Here is a 17,967-nt window from a genome sequence, read left to right on the forward strand (position 1 = left end):
CAAACACCTCATGAGGCACCTAGCCTTTTGATAATCCCGGCGGCTTCATCAACAGTCCCTGGAGAGAGGCCGGCTCCGGCAATCAGTCTTACCCGTCCTTGATTTAGGGGAACAGAGGGCTCTATAAAGGGTGTTGAGAGAATCCCCTTGGCATAGAGCCTCTGACCCAGACTAAAAGTTACTTCTTTACTAGCGGTTTGAACGGAATTAATAGGAGCTTCACCGGCAACTACCTCAAATCCCCCTTCGATTAGAGCTTTATGAATTTGTCGTTGATAAGAAATGAGCTTATGCTTAATTCCTGTAAATTCCACCCTAATAATATCCAGAACAGCACTGATCCCTGCTAATACTGCCGGTGAAAGAGCTGTAGAGTAGACGAGATGGGAGCAATAATATTTGAGATAGTCTATGACCCTCTTTTCTCCGCTGATCATTCCGCCGGAATTAGCCAAGGCTTTTCCTAAAGAGGCAGTATAGATTCCTTTATATCCTTCAATTTTTTGCTCCTCAAGGATACCTCGGCCAGATTTACCCAACACCCCAATCCCGTGTGAGTCATCAATGATTGGCATGGCCCCGTATTTTTCACACAATTCAACGATCTTTTTAAAGGGAGCAACACTGCCTTCCGTTGAAAAAACAGACTCAGTGACAACGAAAACCTGCCGATAGCTGCTTGATCTTTGCAAGATTCCTTCTAAGTGATTCAGATTATTATGCAAGAAAGGCCTGATTTTACAGCCTGCTGCTTTAATCCCTTGAATCAAGGAAGAATGAACCAACCTGTCAACAACAATCAGATCCTCAGAACCGGCAAGACAACTGAATAACCCGTTGTTAGCCTGGTAGCAAGAAGGAAGAATAACAGTTCTCTCCAAGCCAACAAAGCTCGCTAATTCTTCCTCCAGCCTTTGGAACAAATCAATATACCCGGTAGCGATAGGCGTACCGCAAAGGGAAACTCCATATTTCTGCACAGCCTCTATAGCAGCTTGTTTTACTCGACTGTCCGTTGCCAGACCCAAGTAATTATTCGAGGCCAGGTCAATCATTTTACACCCGTTGACTAACAATCGTTCATTGAGTCCGGAATTAACAGACAAGTAATAGGGATTATACCCGGTGACTTCAGCGAGACTCTCATCCACCCATAACCTCTTATAAAATTCTTTTCGATCCATCTCCTCTAAAAACCCCTCGCCTTCAACTTAACAACAATATCCTTGACAGTATGTACATCAGCAAATTCTTCTTCGATCTCTAGGCCAAATTCATCCTCAATTGCCGAAAGAATCATCAGTTTATCTAACGAATCTACCAATAGATCTTCCAGCAAACGACTGTCTAAGGTTACCTCGGGACGTTTATCTAAAACCCCTTTTACCGAGTTAATAACTCTGTCTTCAATATTCATCTCAAATCATCCTTTCCTATAACACCTGGTTGCCCTGTTTGAATCGCACATGACAGCACAAATATTGCAATTTAGGCATTTAGAGCTATAATCTTTGTCTTTATAAAGTTTCCGAACGAAATCCGGTTCACAAATGAGTGGCCTGCATAAACTAACGAAATCTGCAAATTCCTTGTCCAGACAATGCCGGATTTCCTCTCCGGTTCGAAACCCCCCTACGCAAATTACGGGAATACTGGTTAATGATTTAGCAATTTTGGCATAGTTAAGATTATAGACTGGCGTAAAAGGTTTTAACTTCACTCTCATCAGACAGTAAATCAAGGCATTATGTAGTGATCTGGGGATTGCTTTTAGGTCAGAGGAATTCTTAAAGATCGGGTTATGTTTCAAGATTACTTTCAGAGGGACATCTCCTCGAAAGATGTTCAACGGATTATCCATTGTCCCATAACTTAGCTCTATACCATCAACCTTCTGATCATCAAGGAAGCGGATAAGGTTGGCAAACTGATCATTGCTAAACCTGGGATAATAATCATCACTTCCGCTAACCTTAACTAACAAAGCAAATTCTCTTCCGCATTTATTACGAATTTCTTTTAACACAAGCTCCAGGAACTTTGTACCCAGCTTACTTTCAGCATTAATTCCAAACTCATCCTGTCGATTATTAATTGCAGGCAAGATAAACTGGTGGATTAGGTAACCGTGAGCTGCGTGAACCTGTACTCCGTCAAATCCAGCGGCTTGTGCATACATTGCGGCCTTTCCAAATTGCTTAACCAGGCCATGTACTTGTTTCGTGCTTAATTTCCGAGGAGATCCTCCGAAATACAGGGATCTTTTCTGGGATACTCCCCAGACCTCTTGTCCCGTTTCCTTTTTCCTTGTCTGCCTGCCGGTGTGGGCCAGCTGCAGAAATATCTTACAGCCATTTTGATGTACTCTCTCGGTAACAGACCTAAAGAACTCAATCTTCTCCTCACTGTCCATTCCCGACTGGCCCGGCTGCATTGCTTTTCCTTCAGGAGAAATATAGGCAAAGCCTGTAATGATTCCTCCCACTCCTCCGGAAGCCAATTGTTCATAGAGTTGATAATAATCCTGTAAGGGGTGGCCTTGGGAATCGCACATCCCTTCAAAGGTTGCTGACCGAATTATTCTATTTTTCAAGTCACAGGTGCCTAATCTGGCGGGTTCGAAAAGTTGCATTTTAACCTCCTGCTTATCTAGCCCCTATAAATCACTCTTTTCGTAAGTGAGTGATTCTTTGCGGGAACGTCTTAAGATTTCGGGTCGGTGTGCAGGTCAAATAGGAAGCCTACAAACATATAGGATACGAGAAATAAGATCATGGCCAGTTCAGTATTAAACAGAGCAATCAGAGTGGCCTGACCACAGATACAGGAGCGAAAATTTGCTAGTAAGGAATAATAGGTTCTCTCCCCTCGAGGGTTTTTATAGTAAAGGTAGCCAGTCCACAGCTCAAGGAATAGGGTTAGCCCTGCCAGAATGAGAAACATATTATTAACTCTGGCTTCAATGAAATTATTGAGATATAAAAGCAAAAAGATAACCGTAGGAAGGAAAGAGGAGACGGCTGCTAAATATCTGGACTTCTCTACCCCTAAGCGCACGATGATGGTTCGTTTACCTGCCGCTTTATCTCCTTCATAGTCTTTGAAATATGTATAGAAGGTCATTAAACCATTCATAACTGCCACTAAAATCAAGACCGAGACCCGGCTTTCGGTAAAATACGGTGAGGTTGTGGGCCCTGCTGCTAAGAACCCATAGGCAGTGCAGGTAGAAATCATTAAGCCGAAGATAATATTGCCGAAAATTCCATAAGCCTTAGCGTACTCATAAACAATATTTAATAAAATTCCTAAGATTGCGGGAAAAAGGGCAATTGGTTCCAAATAGGAATATGTGGTCAGTAAGGACAGGATTAGCAATACTGCGGTTAAGATTAGAGCTTTCCTGGGATCAAGTTCACCAGTCACCATAGGCCGATTTGGCGCGTTCACCCGATCCTCTGCCAAGCCTAGATAATCATTAATAATCTGGTTAATACCCCAACTTAGAAAGAGCATGATTAATACAACGGCCTTTTTCTCCGTCTCGGGTACTACCTCCACGGTCTGAAAGGGAGACTTGGCGATGTACTCATAAAACGCCATTCCAATCCATCCGGCAATCCCGGTGACAAATGCATAGTAAAGTCTCATAGATTCCACGTAGGCTTTAAGAAACTTTAACAATTTAGTCTGTTCCCCCTTCTCCTGAAAGCTCTCTAAATCTTTTGCGAATGTACTCATGCTCAAAGGAGGAGCAGATTCTTCTATCCTGACTATCGAGAATCCGAAAGTGCCTAGATATTATGTTCTGCTGAATACGAAACTGATCTGAGCTTTCGATATTTGACCACCATATTTTTCCGCCCATGGTTTTCTCGTTCGCTATTTCGTTGGCCTCGGAATCGGTAAATGCTAAGGATTGAATAATGTCTTGAGTATCTCCGCCAAAAGTCATTTCCAAAACTTCACTGCCTCTAAAAATTGTGCATAACACTACTGCGCCAGCCCACCCTAGGTTTGTTCGACTTTTCTCAATCTGTACTAAAGTCTTTTTAGAGATACCTAATATATCAGCCATTTTGTCTTGGGTATAATCCCTTTCAATCCGGATTAGCTTCAATTTTTCCGAGGCTTTAGCAATAAATTCCTCTCTCGTCATTAGAAATCCACCCTTTCAGTGTAATTTTACACTATATTGGTATGTTTTCCAACTAATTAATGAAGAAAAGAAAATACTTTCAATCCATTATTCGGACGGGATTAAGAGCCATCCCGAAAGTAGCCAAGTCCCTTCCTGTGAATATATGTATAAAAAAAAACCCCCATCGTTTTCGATGAGAGTTCTGAGACGAGAACTTTCTTTTAGAACCACCTTAAGCTTCAACCTTACACTTACACTTAGTATTGTTTATAATAACAGTCTTACCGCAGCAACTGCTGTCATGACGATTATTAGTATACGAAATTGTTTTTCGTTTACCTTCTTAATGACGATAGCCCCTAATAGAGCACCTGCCGCAATAGCAGGAAGCATACCTATAGTAAGTCCAAGAGTTTTAAAAGAAATATTATGCCAGAATAGAACTTGTAAGGGTACTTTAGATAAATTAACAATAAAAAAGAACCAGGCAGTTGTCCCCATGAAGCCATTCTTCTTAAAACCCATGGCTAGTAAGTAAATGCTGAATATAGAACCGGCAGCGTTACCGATCATAGAAGTAAAACCACTAAGGGCTCCCATGGCAGCATAAAACCAGGCACCCTTGGGAAGCTTAAAGTTCTCTCCTTTTTTCTCCATATATATTAAGATGATTAGGCATAAGATCACTGATATAGCTATAAACATCTTAAATTGTTTGTCATTAACGTTGCTCCCAGCTATCACTCCAATTATTAGCCCAACGTATGTCCAAGGCAAAAGCTTCCTAATATTACTCCAATCCGCATGGCGCCGATAATAGTATAAGGCAAAAGCATCCCCTACGATAAGTAGGGGCAGTATAATACCAGTAGACTCCTTCCCGCCAAAAACGGAAGCAACAATTGGTATTACAGGCATTAAAAATCCGCTCATTCCAGTTTTAGAGAATCCAACCAGAAACGCAGCTATAATTACCCATACCCACTGCCATAGGGATAAATTAAATGAATGAATTATCTCCATCTTTTCACGCCCCTTTACAGACATATTAATATTCTTGATAAAGGGAAAAAAACCTTTGTAAATATTATGTAAATGGATTAGATGTTACCAATCTTGTCACAATAAATATTCAGCTATCCTACTGATACTTCATAAATAAACGCAACGCTTATATTATATTTCTACAGAAAATAGCAGATCGTGAAGATCTGCTATTTTTGAGCTTGCTATTGTCCTTGAATTTAAAATGCCCTCTATATCCATCGTATTCGAAATAAGTAACATTTCTATCTTGGGTTTCCCTCTTCCAGGATCACTCCTCTATCTTCGTTTACTGCGAATATAGGGAATAATTGTAGGCAACAACGAAACAAAGATGATGGCAAAAATCACATAAGTGAAATTTTCCTTTACGGTAGGAATGTTTCCAAAGAAGTACCCTGCAAACATAAATAATAAAACCCATGAGACACCACCGATAACATTATAGATAGTATATCTCAAAAAGCTCATTTTACCCAGTCCAGCCACAAAAGGGGCAAAGGTTCGAATTATGGGGACAAAACGAGAAAATATTATAGCCTTACCACCATGCTTCGCATAAAAAGCATGAGTCTTGTTAAGGTACTCCTTCTTGATAATTCGAGAATTTTTCATGGCAAGTATGCGGTGTCCAATTATTTTTCCAATAAAATAATTTAAAGTGTTACCCCCTAAAGCTGCAATGATTAGCAATATCATCGCAAACTCAAAGCTTAAAGTTCCTTTAGCGCCTAAAGCTCCAATTACAAAAAGCAACGAATCTCCCGGGAGGAAAGGAGTAACCACAAACCCTGTTTCACTGAAGATAATCGCAAAAAGGATTAAATAGGTCCATGTTCCGTAATTACCAATTATCTCCACCAAGTGTTTGTCAACATGAAGAATAAAATCAACCAGTGCTAATATAAAATCCATAATCGCTCCTTCAATCTTTTCAATTTCTTAAGTACTGCAACTCATTTTTATTCGACGCAGTAACTATAAACTCCTCTTTCATAGATATACAATATTATCCATTTTATTCCTCTAACAACATAGAATAAAGGCCCCTCTTGTATTTAGTATTGAGGAGCCTTTATTCTATCATATCTGACCTTATATCGCCAAAAGCCAACTAGTACCAGCAAATACCAAAGGTTTCAATTCACTATTGTTACTTTACCCTCGTCCAGATCATACATCATCCCTAAAACACTAACATGATTTCCTGCCAAACGTTCTTTAATAATAGGACTTTGTAAAATATCCTGCTTTGCATTTTTAACGTTAAATTCTGTAGTCTTAGAGATTAGATTTTCTGCACTGGTGCCTTCAGATTTAGCCTTTTCCAGGGCAGGGGTTATCTTGTTAAGAATTGAGGAGATATTACCATGAGCTTCCCCTCCCTGTACAGCGGCCGTGACCGCCCCACAGTTCTCATGCCCCAGAACTACGACTAACGGAGTATTTAAATGCTCTACGGCATACTCCACACTTCCCAATTCCGGAGGAGTAATGATATTACCTGCTATGCGGATTATGAATAGATCTCCAAGAGCTTGATCAAATAAAAGCTCAGGCGGAACTCTCGAATCCGAACAACTTACTATGACGGCAAAAGGATGTTGCCCTTTTTCCATCAGCTCACTTCGTTTGCTGAGACTCAAATCTTTACTTAAAGGTTGACCAGTCATAAAACGTTCATTACCCTCCATTAAGAGCTTTTGAGCCTCTTCGGGAGTGGAAATTATGTCTGAACGCATGTAGACTGGGGCTGCCAGCACTTCCCGAGCTGGGGAGCTATCAGATTCATTAGTTTGTTGCTCAGCTGCCGGAAAAAGTCTATCACAGCCTGAGAGCAGGATAGCTAAACTTAGTATTGCGCAGCTAAGATATGTTGATGGCTTACTCACGAAATCTCTCCTTATTATATCAAGTTGCAAAACAATCTATCTATCATTTTACCATAATAAGGAGAATTCTAATCAATTAATCCTGAAATTTCATTTGGTGCACCGATGCACCATTTGATTTCAACTCATAAATGAATCCCTGTATGTAGGCTCTTCTTCTAAGTTAAAAACCCATATACTTTTCTAATAATTGGATAATAGTTGCTCTTATAGACATACTATTCAATATTTCAATTTTCTGGGGAGGTTTTCTAGTGTGGAAGAAGGCTATTCTAAGTGGTTTAATAGCATTCGTAGCTTCATACATATTATTTCAAATAGGGTATGTTGCCACCTCCGGGCCTTATTTTTGTGCCAAGTGCCATGAGGTAGAAAAATACGTTATATCCTGGCAACAGTCACCCCATAATAATGCAAACTGTTTAGAATGCCATCAGCCTCGAGGCGAGTTGGGCAAAATCCACGCTAAGGCCCGGGGATTAAATTATTTGTTCCAACATTTTAGCGGCGACTTCACCGTTCCTACTCGAGCCATTGTGTCGGATCAGAATTGTTTAATATGTCATTTAGGAGACAGGGAGCGCTATCCTGATACAGTACGTCTGGCAAATACATCCAAAGTAAACCACTATGAAACCATCCAAAACTCCCAATCGTGCTTAACTTGCCACCGATCCACCGGGCATGAAGTAGATATGTACTTGACCCCAGACCTCAAAGGAGCAAAAGAACAACTTTAATTAAAACATTGTTGAAACTCCAATATGATTAATTGATTGAAAGATAACGGCGCCGCCTAAAAATATGATTAAGCATGAGGATACCAAGGCCAGACGATTTACAACCTGCCATTTTTCTAACCTCTTCATTGTATGACTAGCCCGAACCACAAATAAGGCTATGGCTACCATTGTAATAGCTCCTCCAATTGAGAAGGCCCCAACTAATCCTAATCCCAAAGGGATTTTATCCGCTGAAACTGCCGCGAGCAAGATGGCTAAGGCACTTGGACAAGGAACAATACCCGTGAAGAACCCTGTTAAGAATAAGTTAAATGGTGTCGAAGGAGTCGTCGTAATGCTTAAATGACTATGACCATGATGGCAATTGCAATGACTGCTGCAATTATGGCTCACTGTATTCAGGTGCTTTTGCTTCTTTTCCCGTTGCTCAAAGATTCTTTGGGTAATTATATTGAGACCTATGTAGATCACAACAATTCCGGAAATAAGTTGAAGCCAATGAATCAAATTTTCCGGAACAAATACCTTAATGGCCGTTGAAGCTGAGACTGCCAGTAGAACAATCGAGAGAGTATGTGCCAATGCGGAAATTAGACCAATCATGACAGCCTCTTTAACTTTAGCACCGGAAGAAATTAAGTATGCTGTAATCACTCCCTTACCATGCCCCGGTTCTAATGAATGAAGAGCCCCTAAACCTATCACCACCGGAAAAGTATACATTAATTCCAAAATAGATTCCTCCCATTTTAAGCTTAATAGTATATATGCAAGCCTGTCTCATTACTTGCTACACCTATGCCACTAATCTCGTGAGAATTTTCAAGGGTATTCTAAGGCCTAATAATGGGTTATGCCTCCTAATCGACTCTGTCAGTGAAGGCTAGCTAGCTATAGTTTTCATATGAAAGAGATCTCATTACCTCCAACTAATAAAGAGCTCACCCCCATTAATCACAAGTGGGAGTGAACTCTTTATCGGTCTGGGTATACCTAGGCATCTGAGATTTAAGAAACTTCAGGTTTTAGCAACCCTTTCTCTTGGATGAACTCCATAAGAAGCTTGGCTGTTCCTCCGGTTAGCTTTAGACATCGGCGTAAATGCTCAGGGGAGTCATATTCATGAGGGTTTAAGGCCCTACAGCAAGTTGCTTCGTATTCTTTGAGGAAGCGATCGTGAAAGTCGTGAGCGAGACTGTAGGCTGGTTCTCTGGCGTCGCTAGGATCAAAGCGTCCCTTGAAAAGTCCTAAAACCATAACCGAACCTGTCAAGGCACCACACATACAACCAGCGTAGCCCAATCCCCCACCAAAGCCTGTAGCCATTTTTAAGGCTTCGTCGTTTAAGGGATTATTGAGGATTTCGTTAAATGTATGAACAATAGATTCGGAACAATTCAGGCCATTTTTAAACTTATTTCCGGCACGAGAACGAGCTTCCAAGGCTATGTCTTCCATGTTTTATCCCCCTTTTATAATTACTTACTATTAGTATTCTACATTAACGACTGTACTCCTACTAATAAGTAAATAATTATCCATTTTTGGGGGTAGTTTCAATTATAAGGCAGGTTTCTAAAACAAGTCCTCGTCCTCGGGATCTTTAACAGTAAAATAAGCCCCCTCCAGAATCCTTGCCAGAACACTAAGGGGAGTAGTCGCCACCTCTCTATACATACGATGAGTATATAAGTGTCTTACATTGGGAAATTCTTGTTTAAATAGCCGACGGGCCTTATCTCCGGCCTCATCAGCATCTAACAGAACACATACTTCATCATCGCTGTAATTAGCAATTAATTCTTCTAATTTATCGACACCTAGTGTTCCATTAGTACACACGATCTCTACAGGTTCATCTAAGATCTGGAGTAAACGTTGCTTATCTGTTTTTCCCTCTACTATAATTACTCTCATAATCCACCAATTCTTTCTATAGCTTACACTTAGTACTTGTACTTTGAATTACTGACTACTTTTACTGATTACTACTCTTATATTACTTTATAATCTAAACTACTGTACCTGGCAATACAATAAGCTATGATACCTAAGAAATATCCTCTACAATAAGGCTATAAATAGACTCTACCCTTTGCCACGGAAATATACCAGATTACTTATCCAATTAAATCAGAATCAGCTCATATCTTAAGAAAATGAATACAAATTCATTATTCCCGGTCTAAAAATTCTAAATAGTATAGATTTTCCAATTAAAATATATTACAGTACAAGTAGTACTTAATGCAAAAGAATTGGGGGAAAACAAAAATGAGCTATGGTAAACATTTGGCCTTTAATAGGGATGGCAGAATCGGAGTTATTACCCTGGATAACGCAAAAGGATTTAATCTAGTGGGTTCTGATTTTCTAAAAGAATTAGAGGAAATACAAAAAGAGATTACTGCTGACGGCGACCTTGGAGCAATTGTAATAAACGCTAAGGGTGATAACTTTTCGGCAGGAATTGACCTTAAGTTTTTAAAGGAGGTTAGTTCTGAGTTTATCATGGCCAACCTAGTATGGCTGCAAAATCTTTATTCTTTTTGGCAAGACTTACCCATTCCGGTGATCGCAGCCATTAATGGTCTTTGCTATGGTTCAGCTACGGAACTAATCCTAGGCTGTGACATACGAATTGCCGCTGATGACGCTAAATTCTCTATTCCTGAAGTACGGTTTGGCTTAGCTCCGGATATGGGCGGAACAACCCGCTTAACCCATCTAGTTGGGATTGGCCAAGCTAAGCGCTTGATTCTAGGTTGTGAAGCAATTGATGCGGAAGAAGCGTTACGAATTGGCTTAGTAGAAATCTTGGTTAAAAAAGAGGATCTTAACCAACGGGCCATGAAACTTGCTAAAAAAATGGCTGCCTTCCCTCCCTCAGGAGTTCGTTTTGCGAAAAAAGGAATTAATCTGGCCAATGAAAGCGGTGTTCAGGCCGGATTGCTCTTTGAGCAGTCTCAGTCAACTTTTTGTTGTGGAACAGAAGATTTGCGCGAAGCAGTTACCGCCTTTCTGGAAAAGAGGAAACCTGTCTTTAAAGGACGGTAATTCAAATACTTCTAATACCGTAAAACTCTCCACAAATTGCTTGTGGAGAGTTCTTCTTTTTACTTTAACTTTTCATAATCGGCGAGAAGACTCCCACCTCCAGAGGTGGAGAAGGTTTACTTTATTTATATAGACGTGTGAGTTTGGGTATTCGATCTACTATTGCCGTCACCTTTCAAATTTTCATCTGCCTCCAGGCTGCTTTCGCTGATTTCTCCGCTGTACAATAGTTTTGCGTACCAAAGACTATGCCGATGTTTGACATACTCCCGATTAATAAACCCGGTGAACATCCCGGGGATTAACGGACGGTTTTCCTTGAGCAGAAATGCCGCCAAGTGCCCGATTATGCCAAAAACAATCAAACCCGTACCAATGTTATGCAAGGCAGTGTTCCAGTATAAGAGAGAATGAGAAAGGTCAACGCCCGGAACATTCTTTAAAGTCTTAATCAAGCCGGTAGCAATCAAAAGGAGAAGGCTAAAACCGATAAACAAATACGCAACCCGTTGTTCTGCCAGGTATTTATCTGAAGCGGGTTCTTGACCCTTGGTCAACATAGCTTTAATGATCTGATAGGATTCTTTCAGGTCACCTTTTCGAGGAAAAATATCAAATTCACGCCGAGCAAATGCATACACAATATGAAAAGCTGCGATAAATATGAGCCCAAGCGCTCCTAGATAATGTAATTTAATGGTTATAAAGTAATCACCGAGCCATGCTGCACCGGGGAGCTTTGTGACATTATAGCGTGTATACAAAGGCAGTTGACCTAACCCAGTAATAATCAGCAAAATCACGGAGAGGGCCGTTGTCCAGTGGACAAATCGATTGACAAGACTTTGACGCAAGATCTTACTTTGCTTTGGATTATTTGATTTCTGTGCCATCGCTCTTCTCCTCTCTTTGATCCTTCAGATCAATTTGGGCACCCTTGACCTTATCCCCTTTTAAAGTTCGATAGGCAGTTATCCCAGCTGCAGCTGCTCCCGCAAAGGGAGCGATTACTGTACTGAAAAACATCCCTTTTCCTGTCGATAGATAATTCTCGACATTTACCGGCATACCTGGACGGCCAGGGGCAGTATCTTTTTTACTAACTTTGTCCCCCTTGATTGCTGCATCTATCGCCTCAAAGGGCACTGCAGAAATATAGAAGGTTGATGTTCCTCCATTTTCCTTGTCTCCGTAGACATAACCGTTGATTTCTTCGGCGGTTTTATACGCAAGGGCTCTCAAATCCTTTTTATGACCAATTGAAATTGCTCCCCTTGGACAAGCACTTACACATGCCGGTTTTTTGCCCTCATGCAAAAGATCAACGCACATATCACACTTATACATAACTCCTCCACCGGCTAAGTCCGGTGCAACTTCCATGTATATTCCAACACCTGCTTGACGCTGTGGAATACCCCATGGGCAAACATCACGACATTTAGCACCGCCAAAGCATATCTCATCATCAATGGATACTGCTCCAGTTTGATCCTTAGTGATTGCACTAAAAGGACATAGTTTTGAACAGGTTGGGTGGTCGCAATGCATACACCTTCTTGGAACATAGACTTCTTGCTCAGCACCATTATATTGAACCTTAACATGATCCACAAAGGTCCAATTATAGGGAGTTAAGCGACTTTTTAAGTCTCTCTTGTTTGACCAGTCCTCCACTTTATCTTGGGGCCAATATTTTTTCAGAGGCTTTTGAGGTTCAGGGAATCGCTCCTGATTATGCTTGCCACATGCCTCGACGCAAAGTGGTGTGGCATAGTTTTTACACCCGTCACACTTGGTCAAATCAATTAGGGTTCCTAACTCTCCCGCGCCTAATTCCGAGGCCTGAACTGGTTTATTGAGTCCTGTAACTGCTAGAGCACTGAGTAACCCAGCTGCAGTAGTTCTCTTAAAAAACGTCCTGCGAGAGATGGCATCGTTTATATTTCGGTTGTTATCCATCATCATACCCCCTATACCCCCCCTGTGTATTCATTTATTATATTATTTTTATCATAGAATTGTGATATTGGCAAGGAGAAATTTAGCGATATTTCCTTGGTATATAGTGGTAAGAAGAGGGTGTCCGCCAACAAAGTTTAGTTTTTACCGGTGATGTGTATCTAGACTTGAGCGCGAAAAAAGCAGGCCTCACATTGACCTGCTTTAAACGACATATTCATTAATGTCTGTTGAAACGACTTAGGAAGGTCTGCAAACGTTCGCTTTCGGGATTATTAAAAATCCTCTTAGGTGGTCCTTGTTCAATAATACGCCCTTGATCAAAGAACAAAATTCGATCCGCCACATCACGAGCAAAATCCATTTCGTGAGTTATCAGAAGCATTGCCATTTCTCCTTCAGCGGCAATAGCCTTGATAACTTCTAATACTTCACCAACTAACTCCGGATCTAGCGCGGAGGTCGGTTCATCAAAAATCATAACCTTTGGCCGCATAACTAGGGCACGAGCAATTGCAACACGCTGCTTCTGACCTCCAGAAAGCTGCGCCGGATAGGCATCAATTTTATTGGCAAGCCCTACTTGTTTCAGCATTGTAACAGCACGTTCCACTGCCTCTTCTTTGCTAAGCCCAAGTACATTCCGAGGGGCCTCCATGACATTGCGTAAAATTGTCATATGGGGAAACAGATTAAAGTGCTGAAAAACCATGCCAATATTACCGCGAACCTTGTGCAGGTGCTTCTCGTTAGCTTTAACCAGTTTCCCGTTTGTTTTTTGATGCCACAGCATTTCTCCATCGACTTCGATGGTTCCTGAAGTCGGTTCTTCTAAGGTCATAAGCAGTCGGGCTAAAGTCGTCTTTCCTGATCCGCTTGGACCAATAAGGGCTACCTTTTCGCCCGGCGCAATGTCCAAATCAATATTCCTTAAAACTTGAAGATCACCATATGACTTACTGATATTGCTATAGTTCACAATCGGTTGAACGGCAACTTTCCGTAGGTCGTTCCCTATACTTTTAGTTGATTCTTCGTTATAAATAACCTTCAATGGTACACTCATGCGATCAACCTCCTTAAAATAATAATTTTCTTAATTAAGTCTATCTGAGATTTAGTCGGACTTCCAAGCGCCTCACCATCAGCGAGGATGAGTAACTCAATACTAAGAACAGCACTCCAACGATCGTAAATGCCTCCAGATAACGAAATGAGTGCGACCCCAGCATCTTTGCTGTCTGCATTATCTCAACTAGGGTGATCGCTGAGAGTACAGGGGTTTCTTTAAACATAGTTATCAGATAATTCCCCAAAACTGGTATTATCGGCGGAATAGATTGGGGGAGAATAATCTTTCGCCATGTCTCAAGAGGAGTAAAGTTCAGTGCTTTAGCTGCTTCCCATTGGCCCGGCGGTATTGACTCGATTCCGCCACGATATACCTCTGAAAGATAGGTACTATAGTGAAGGCCTAATCCAATAACTCCTGCTATAAACGGAGAAAGAGATAATCCATGCTCCGGCAAGACGTAAAATATAAAATACAGTTGCACTAATAGGGGTGTGCTTCTAACAAATTCTATAAATCCACTGGCAAATAGAGATAACGGTTTAAAATCTGATCTACGCGCCAGTGTCAGAATCAAACCTACCACCAGCGCTACTGCAAATGCGACAAATGTAGCCGAAACTGTTAATTTTAAAGCCTCTAAAATCTGGGGTAAAATTAATAGTGTATAGTCCCAGTTCCACATAATTAATACCTCCCTGCAGATAACCTATGCTCAATCCATCGAATTCCTTTTGTAAATGGCAAGGATATTACAAAATAGATTACTAACAGCACAGAGAATATTTCTGTGGGTCGCATAATTGAGGAATTGAGAACAGTCGCTACAAAGGTCAGATCAGCAAGTGTCACTAGGGATACCAGAGCAGTTCCTTTTAGCATCTCAATGATTAGATTTCCAAAGGCTGGTAACATCATTACTAAGGCTTGGGGCAAAATAACCAGCCAGGTTCTTTGCCAAGGGGTCATGTTAAGGGCAATTGCAGCTTCCGTCTGACCTTTTGGCACGGAAATTATTGTGCTCCGGACAATCTCAGACCCATAAGCCCCTGCATTGAGTGACAGAGCCAATACCCCGGCCAGCATCTTTGGCAGCATAATACCGAATAGCGGTAAGGCGAAGTAAATCCAAAAGAGCTGTACGAACAAAGACGTTCCTCTAAATATCTCCACATAAGTTGCGGCTAAGAAACGGACGGCTTTGATTTTCGAGAGCCGCCCAAACCCCGCTAAAAATGCTAAGAAAAAGGCAATTACTGCTGAAAATAATGTTAATTGAATTGTTATTTTAGTTCCCTCCCAGAAAGAAGGGAGAATATCAAACCACATAGGTTCACATCGACTCCTTTCAGAAAGGTTATTTTCGAATGATTTAATATCAGAAAGCTTAGTTATCCGTTGGAGTACTCAACTCTTCAGCTGTTTTATCTCCAGGCAATTCTTGTTCGGTAAATCCAAACTGAGAGATGATTTTTAATAATTCTCCTGATTCCTTAAGTTTCTGGATTTCACTGTTAAAAGCTTCGCGAAAATCTTTGTCATCTTTACGAAAGGCCGTTGCTCCATAGCCTTTGACTTCCTTACCATCAATAACTGGCTGTATAAAATCCATGACTCTTTCTAGATCAGGATTATTTGCTGTTTCAAGTGTCGCCTGTACGGAAGGACCGGTAGCGGTTAATGCATCAGCACGACCTGATTGAAGAGCAGATAATGCTGCCGGCATATCCGGCACGGTCATAATTTGCTTGAGGGGTACTCCGGATTTCAGAAGGTAATCATATTCAATGGCCCCTCCCGGAACGGCGATTTTCACATCAGGATTAGCCGCAATATCCTTGTAACTGTGAAGGTTTAAAGGATTTCCTTTTTTAACAGCAATCGCTTCTCCGATACTATACTCAGGATTAGCAAAATCTACTTCCTTGGCACGTTCAGGATTAATAAACATCCCTGCCGTGATCATGTCAAAGCGCTTGGCATTCAGCCCGGGAATAAGGGAGGCAAATTCTGTTAACTCCCCTTTCATTTCGCTAATACCCATATTTTTAAGGGCGGTTCTAGCAACCTCTACCGCTTCCCCCGTAAGTTTACCATCCGGGGTTTGATAGGCATATGGTTTCTCATTGGCAAATCCTACAACAACATATCCTCTTTCCTTCGCGGTCTCTAATGTGGACTTAGCTTTACTTCCGGAATCCGTTGTCCCACATCCTGCTAATCCCAAAAGGGACAAAGCGAGCCCAGCGGCGAGTAGCTTTCTGAATCGTTTCATGTAATATCCCCTTTCCAAATAGAAATTGGTTCTCTCTTCTAAACTATACCTGAAATACATGTACAAAATAAAAAGAACCTTGTCAGGTTCCCAGCTGAGAAAACGCATTAACCATTTAACGCTTAAACGTTTTACCGTAAAAATTGTTTTCTCCTCGGCAACTGACAACCTTATGATAACAAATAAGTTGTTTGTTTGTCAAGGGTTATCATTAGTCTCGTCTAGTTACGAGAATTACCTTTAAATTCAAAAAGAGTCTTAGCCACTCTAAAAAAGTGTCTAAGACTCTTTGTAAACTTTCTTCCTAAATGATTTAGCGCAAAGAATTAAGAGGATTTACTGTATCTCCATTGATGATTACTTCAAAGTGGAGATGTGAACCAGTCGATCGACCCGTTGATCCAACTAAACCAATGGTCTGACCTTTAGTTACCCTCGCCCCGGCAGAAACTAATAGTTTAGTGGAATGAGCATAGCGTGTCATTACTCCATTACCGTGATCAATAAGAATAGTATAACCATAATTACCGCTCCAGCCGGCACTTACAACCTTACCGGCAGCTGCAGCTGTATAGGGATCCCCTTGATCTCCATCAATATCAATTCCTGTATGAAACTCAGAATGGCGATAACCATAGTAGGAGGTTATGGATCCTCTTAATGGCCAGGATACCCCGGAAACAGTGCTCCCGCTGCCACGAGAATAAGCAACTGTGACTTGTTGGGGGCCTTTTTCAATGATTTGTGAAACTGCGGTTTTTAGTACTTTTTCATCCTTAACGGTTTGGGTAACTACTTTTTCATTTTTTTGAACGTAAGCGTATTGCACTTCTTTTTCTCCGTCACTTCCAGCTTGTTTTACTTTTGTTTGTCCACTGGAGAGACTGGAGTCAGTTTTGGTAACCACATCAAAGGGAATTGTTTCTATATCTGTACGAACTCCTTCGCAAACCACGGTTATGTAAGGAGTAACTTTTTCTAAGGTGATTTTCTTGCCAAGTTTCAAAATAGTATCTTCATTCGCACCAGGGTTACTTGCCAAGACTTCTTTAGTCTTCATATCGTTTTTTCGTGCTATGAGCCACCAAGAATCGTTTTCCTGAATTGTATATTCGATCTTTTGCAGATTACCCTGTTTGAGTTTTTCAAGAGCTTGCTCGTAAGAAAGAGCTTGGTCTAAAGGCACCTCCACAGGCTCAGTCTCAACCTCTTCTTCAAAAGAGACTGAGGTGACTTGGTTTTTTTCACTTGGCTTAGCATAATACTCTTGGAATTCTTTTAGCAATCTTTCTCCATCTTCAGCTTTTGCCAGCACAAAAATAGGCTCATTATTTACCTTTACTGCTGCTCCGTCAACATAGTAAGAGATATCTGCCTCTAATGTTGACTTAGATAAAGCCGTATACTCGGAATTTTTTATTCTAACAGATGAAAAGGTAATACTATCATGAGTTTTAGCCGCAACGCCTAAAGGAGCTCCCTTTTCTGAGAGGATTTCATCGATGATTGCTCCCGCTTGCTTCTGACTTTCAAGAAGACCAACCTTTTCTCCATTGATAACAACGTAAACTGCAGAGGTTGTAGAGTTCAGGTAAACAATTCCACTTCCCATTAAGAGCAGCAGAAGGATTGAACCTCCTATAACTTTTGGAGACTTCCATGAGATATTCTTTAATGTGAAAATCTTAGCTTTTAAAACGTCAAGGTATTGTTTAATTGGTAAATCGCTGGCCTTTTTCATAGAACCCCCTTTTTATTTATTTTAGTCATTATATTTGTTT

General features: G+C 41.0%; 20 protein-coding genes. 2 read left to right on the plus strand and 18 right to left on the minus strand.

Annotated elements, in window-relative coordinates; genetic code table 11:
- Positions 1 to 8: 8 nt before the first annotated feature.
- The 8 genes from DP73_RS13090 to DP73_RS13125 all read right to left on the minus strand — a co-directional run bounded on the left by DP73_RS13090 (position 9) and on the right by DP73_RS13125 (position 7,077).
- On the minus strand, positions 9 to 1,184 hold the full coding sequence (locus DP73_RS13090) for a pyridoxal phosphate-dependent aminotransferase family protein (RefSeq protein WP_034600090.1): 1,176 nt from the start codon (positions 1,182 to 1,184) through the stop codon (positions 9 to 11).
- 5 nt (positions 1,185 to 1,189) lie between these two features.
- Entirely contained in the window at positions 1,190 to 1,417 is a 228-nt protein-coding gene (locus DP73_RS13095) for a phosphopantetheine-binding protein (RefSeq protein ID WP_034600091.1), read from the minus strand.
- A gap of 6 nt (positions 1,418 to 1,423) precedes the next feature.
- Positions 1,424 to 2,632, minus strand: coding sequence for an NADH:flavin oxidoreductase (locus DP73_RS13100; protein ID WP_034600093.1), 1,209 nt, complete (start codon positions 2,630 to 2,632; stop codon positions 1,424 to 1,426).
- 71 nt (positions 2,633 to 2,703) lie between these two features.
- A complete protein-coding gene (locus DP73_RS13105; RefSeq protein WP_034600094.1) occupies positions 2,704 to 3,684 on the minus strand; it encodes a UbiA family prenyltransferase in 981 nt (326 codons plus the stop codon).
- A 1-nt stretch (position 3,685) separates the two neighbouring features.
- Complete coding sequence (locus DP73_RS13110; protein WP_034600095.1) at positions 3,686 to 4,159, minus strand: helix-turn-helix domain-containing protein; 474 nt, start codon at positions 4,157 to 4,159, stop codon at positions 3,686 to 3,688.
- Between the two features lie 249 nt (positions 4,160 to 4,408).
- Positions 4,409 to 5,164, minus strand: a complete 756-nt coding sequence (locus DP73_RS13115; RefSeq protein ID WP_034600097.1) for a sulfite exporter TauE/SafE family protein — start codon at positions 5,162 to 5,164, stop codon at positions 4,409 to 4,411.
- A gap of 300 nt (positions 5,165 to 5,464) precedes the next feature.
- Positions 5,465 to 6,100 (minus strand): DedA family protein, encoded by a 636-nt coding sequence (locus DP73_RS13120; RefSeq protein WP_034600098.1) that lies wholly within the window; start codon positions 6,098 to 6,100, stop codon positions 5,465 to 5,467.
- Positions 6,101 to 6,324: 224 nt separating this feature from the next.
- Positions 6,325 to 7,077 (minus strand): carbonic anhydrase, encoded by a 753-nt coding sequence (locus DP73_RS13125; protein ID WP_034600099.1) that lies wholly within the window; start codon positions 7,075 to 7,077, stop codon positions 6,325 to 6,327.
- A gap of 254 nt (positions 7,078 to 7,331) precedes the next feature.
- On the opposite strand from DP73_RS13125, the gene DP73_RS13130 reads away from it, so the two are divergent.
- On the plus strand, positions 7,332 to 7,817 hold the full coding sequence (locus tag DP73_RS13130) for a NapC/NirT family cytochrome c (RefSeq protein WP_034600100.1): 486 nt from the start codon (positions 7,332 to 7,334) through the stop codon (positions 7,815 to 7,817).
- Here DP73_RS13130 and DP73_RS13135 read toward each other — a convergent pair whose 3' ends face one another.
- From DP73_RS13135 to DP73_RS13145, 3 genes are all read right to left on the minus strand, one after another.
- Positions 7,818 to 8,543: a sulfite exporter TauE/SafE family protein gene (locus DP73_RS13135; protein WP_242865759.1), complete on the minus strand. Its 726-nt coding sequence runs from the start codon at positions 8,541 to 8,543 to the stop codon at positions 7,818 to 7,820.
- 285 nt (positions 8,544 to 8,828) lie between these two features.
- The gene (locus DP73_RS13140; protein ID WP_034600102.1) at positions 8,829 to 9,278 is read right to left on the minus strand and encodes a C-GCAxxG-C-C family protein; all 450 of its coding nucleotides are present in this window, start codon (positions 9,276 to 9,278) and stop codon (positions 8,829 to 8,831) included.
- Between the two features lie 117 nt (positions 9,279 to 9,395).
- The gene (locus DP73_RS13145) at positions 9,396 to 9,737 is read right to left on the minus strand and encodes a toprim domain-containing protein (protein WP_205623391.1); all 342 of its coding nucleotides are present in this window, start codon (positions 9,735 to 9,737) and stop codon (positions 9,396 to 9,398) included.
- A 357-nt stretch (positions 9,738 to 10,094) separates the two neighbouring features.
- On the opposite strand from DP73_RS13145, the gene DP73_RS13150 reads away from it, so the two are divergent.
- Positions 10,095 to 10,877: an enoyl-CoA hydratase/isomerase family protein gene (locus tag DP73_RS13150; protein WP_034600105.1), complete on the plus strand. Its 783-nt coding sequence runs from the start codon at positions 10,095 to 10,097 to the stop codon at positions 10,875 to 10,877.
- Positions 10,878 to 11,002: 125 nt separating this feature from the next.
- On the opposite strand, the gene DP73_RS13155 is transcribed toward DP73_RS13150, so the two are convergent.
- The 7 genes from DP73_RS13155 to DP73_RS13185 all read right to left on the minus strand — a co-directional run bounded on the left by DP73_RS13155 (position 11,003) and on the right by DP73_RS13185 (position 17,927).
- Positions 11,003 to 11,770 carry a cytochrome b/b6 domain-containing protein gene (locus DP73_RS13155; protein WP_034600106.1) on the minus strand — a complete coding sequence of 256 codons (768 nt, stop codon included), beginning with the start codon at positions 11,768 to 11,770 and terminating at the stop codon, positions 11,003 to 11,005.
- Complete coding sequence (locus DP73_RS13160) at positions 11,751 to 12,821, minus strand: 4Fe-4S dicluster domain-containing protein (RefSeq protein ID WP_034600154.1); 1,071 nt, start codon at positions 12,819 to 12,821, stop codon at positions 11,751 to 11,753. The genes DP73_RS13155 and DP73_RS13160 overlap by 20 nt, the downstream gene beginning before the upstream one ends.
- 238 nt (positions 12,822 to 13,059) lie before the next feature.
- On the minus strand, positions 13,060 to 13,905 hold the full coding sequence (gene ehuA / locus DP73_RS13165) for an ectoine/hydroxyectoine ABC transporter ATP-binding protein EhuA (RefSeq protein ID WP_034600107.1): 846 nt from the start codon (positions 13,903 to 13,905) through the stop codon (positions 13,060 to 13,062).
- A gap of 40 nt (positions 13,906 to 13,945) precedes the next feature.
- Positions 13,946 to 14,596 carry an ectoine/hydroxyectoine ABC transporter permease subunit EhuD gene (gene ehuD, locus DP73_RS13170; RefSeq protein WP_034600109.1) on the minus strand — a complete coding sequence of 217 codons (651 nt, stop codon included), beginning with the start codon at positions 14,594 to 14,596 and terminating at the stop codon, positions 13,946 to 13,948.
- Positions 14,597 to 14,598: 2 nt separating this feature from the next.
- Positions 14,599 to 15,240 (minus strand): ectoine/hydroxyectoine ABC transporter permease subunit EhuC, encoded by a 642-nt coding sequence (ehuC, locus tag DP73_RS13175; RefSeq protein WP_034600111.1) that lies wholly within the window; start codon positions 15,238 to 15,240, stop codon positions 14,599 to 14,601.
- Positions 15,241 to 15,298: 58 nt separating this feature from the next.
- On the minus strand, positions 15,299 to 16,186 hold the full coding sequence (gene ehuB / locus DP73_RS13180; protein ID WP_034600113.1) for an ectoine/hydroxyectoine ABC transporter substrate-binding protein EhuB: 888 nt from the start codon (positions 16,184 to 16,186) through the stop codon (positions 15,299 to 15,301).
- Between the two features lie 313 nt (positions 16,187 to 16,499).
- Complete coding sequence (locus DP73_RS13185; protein WP_034600115.1) at positions 16,500 to 17,927, minus strand: peptidoglycan DD-metalloendopeptidase family protein; 1,428 nt, start codon at positions 17,925 to 17,927, stop codon at positions 16,500 to 16,502.
- Positions 17,928 to 17,967 lie beyond the last annotated feature (40 nt).

It is taken from the genome of Desulfosporosinus sp. HMP52, assembly GCF_000765145.1.
In the GTDB taxonomy this organism is placed as follows: domain Bacteria; phylum Bacillota; class Desulfitobacteriia; order Desulfitobacteriales; family Desulfitobacteriaceae; genus Desulfosporosinus.

What these genes read in the sequence shown, in the direction of transcription:
- ehuA (WP_034600107.1), bottom strand. Translation starts at nt 13,905, where the DNA reads ATGAGTGTACCATTGAAGGTTATTTATAACGAAGAATCAACTAAAAGT.
- DP73_RS13110 (WP_034600095.1), bottom strand. Translation starts at nt 4,159, where the DNA reads ATGACGAGAGAGGAATTTATTGCTAAAGCCTCGGAAAAATTGAAGCTA.
- DP73_RS13090 (WP_034600090.1), bottom strand. Translation starts at nt 1,184, where the DNA reads ATGGATCGAAAAGAATTTTATAAGAGGTTATGGGTGGATGAGAGTCTC.
- DP73_RS13145 (WP_205623391.1), bottom strand. Translation starts at nt 9,737, where the DNA reads ATGAGAGTAATTATAGTAGAGGGAAAAACAGATAAGCAACGTTTACTC.
- DP73_RS13140 (WP_034600102.1), bottom strand. Translation starts at nt 9,278, where the DNA reads ATGGAAGACATAGCCTTGGAAGCTCGTTCTCGTGCCGGAAATAAGTTT.
- DP73_RS13115 (WP_034600097.1), bottom strand. Translation starts at nt 5,164, where the DNA reads ATGGAGATAATTCATTCATTTAATTTATCCCTATGGCAGTGGGTATGG.
- DP73_RS13185 (WP_034600115.1), bottom strand. Translation starts at nt 17,927, where the DNA reads ATGAAAAAGGCCAGCGATTTACCAATTAAACAATACCTTGACGTTTTA.
- ehuB (WP_034600113.1), bottom strand. Translation starts at nt 16,186, where the DNA reads ATGAAACGATTCAGAAAGCTACTCGCCGCTGGGCTCGCTTTGTCCCTT.
- DP73_RS13100 (WP_034600093.1), bottom strand. Translation starts at nt 2,632, where the DNA reads ATGCAACTTTTCGAACCCGCCAGATTAGGCACCTGTGACTTGAAAAAT.
- DP73_RS13120 (WP_034600098.1), bottom strand. Translation starts at nt 6,100, where the DNA reads ATGGATTTTATATTAGCACTGGTTGATTTTATTCTTCATGTTGACAAA.
- DP73_RS13155 (WP_034600106.1), bottom strand. Translation starts at nt 11,770, where the DNA reads ATGGCACAGAAATCAAATAATCCAAAGCAAAGTAAGATCTTGCGTCAA.
- DP73_RS13150 (WP_034600105.1), top strand. Translation starts at nt 10,095, where the DNA reads ATGAGCTATGGTAAACATTTGGCCTTTAATAGGGATGGCAGAATCGGA.
- DP73_RS13135 (WP_242865759.1), bottom strand. Translation starts at nt 8,543, where the DNA reads ATGTATACTTTTCCGGTGGTGATAGGTTTAGGGGCTCTTCATTCATTA.
- DP73_RS13095 (WP_034600091.1), bottom strand. Translation starts at nt 1,417, where the DNA reads ATGAATATTGAAGACAGAGTTATTAACTCGGTAAAAGGGGTTTTAGAT.
- ehuD (WP_034600109.1), bottom strand. Translation starts at nt 14,596, where the DNA reads ATGTGGAACTGGGACTATACACTATTAATTTTACCCCAGATTTTAGAG.
- ehuC (WP_034600111.1), bottom strand. Translation starts at nt 15,240, where the DNA reads ATGTGGTTTGATATTCTCCCTTCTTTCTGGGAGGGAACTAAAATAACA.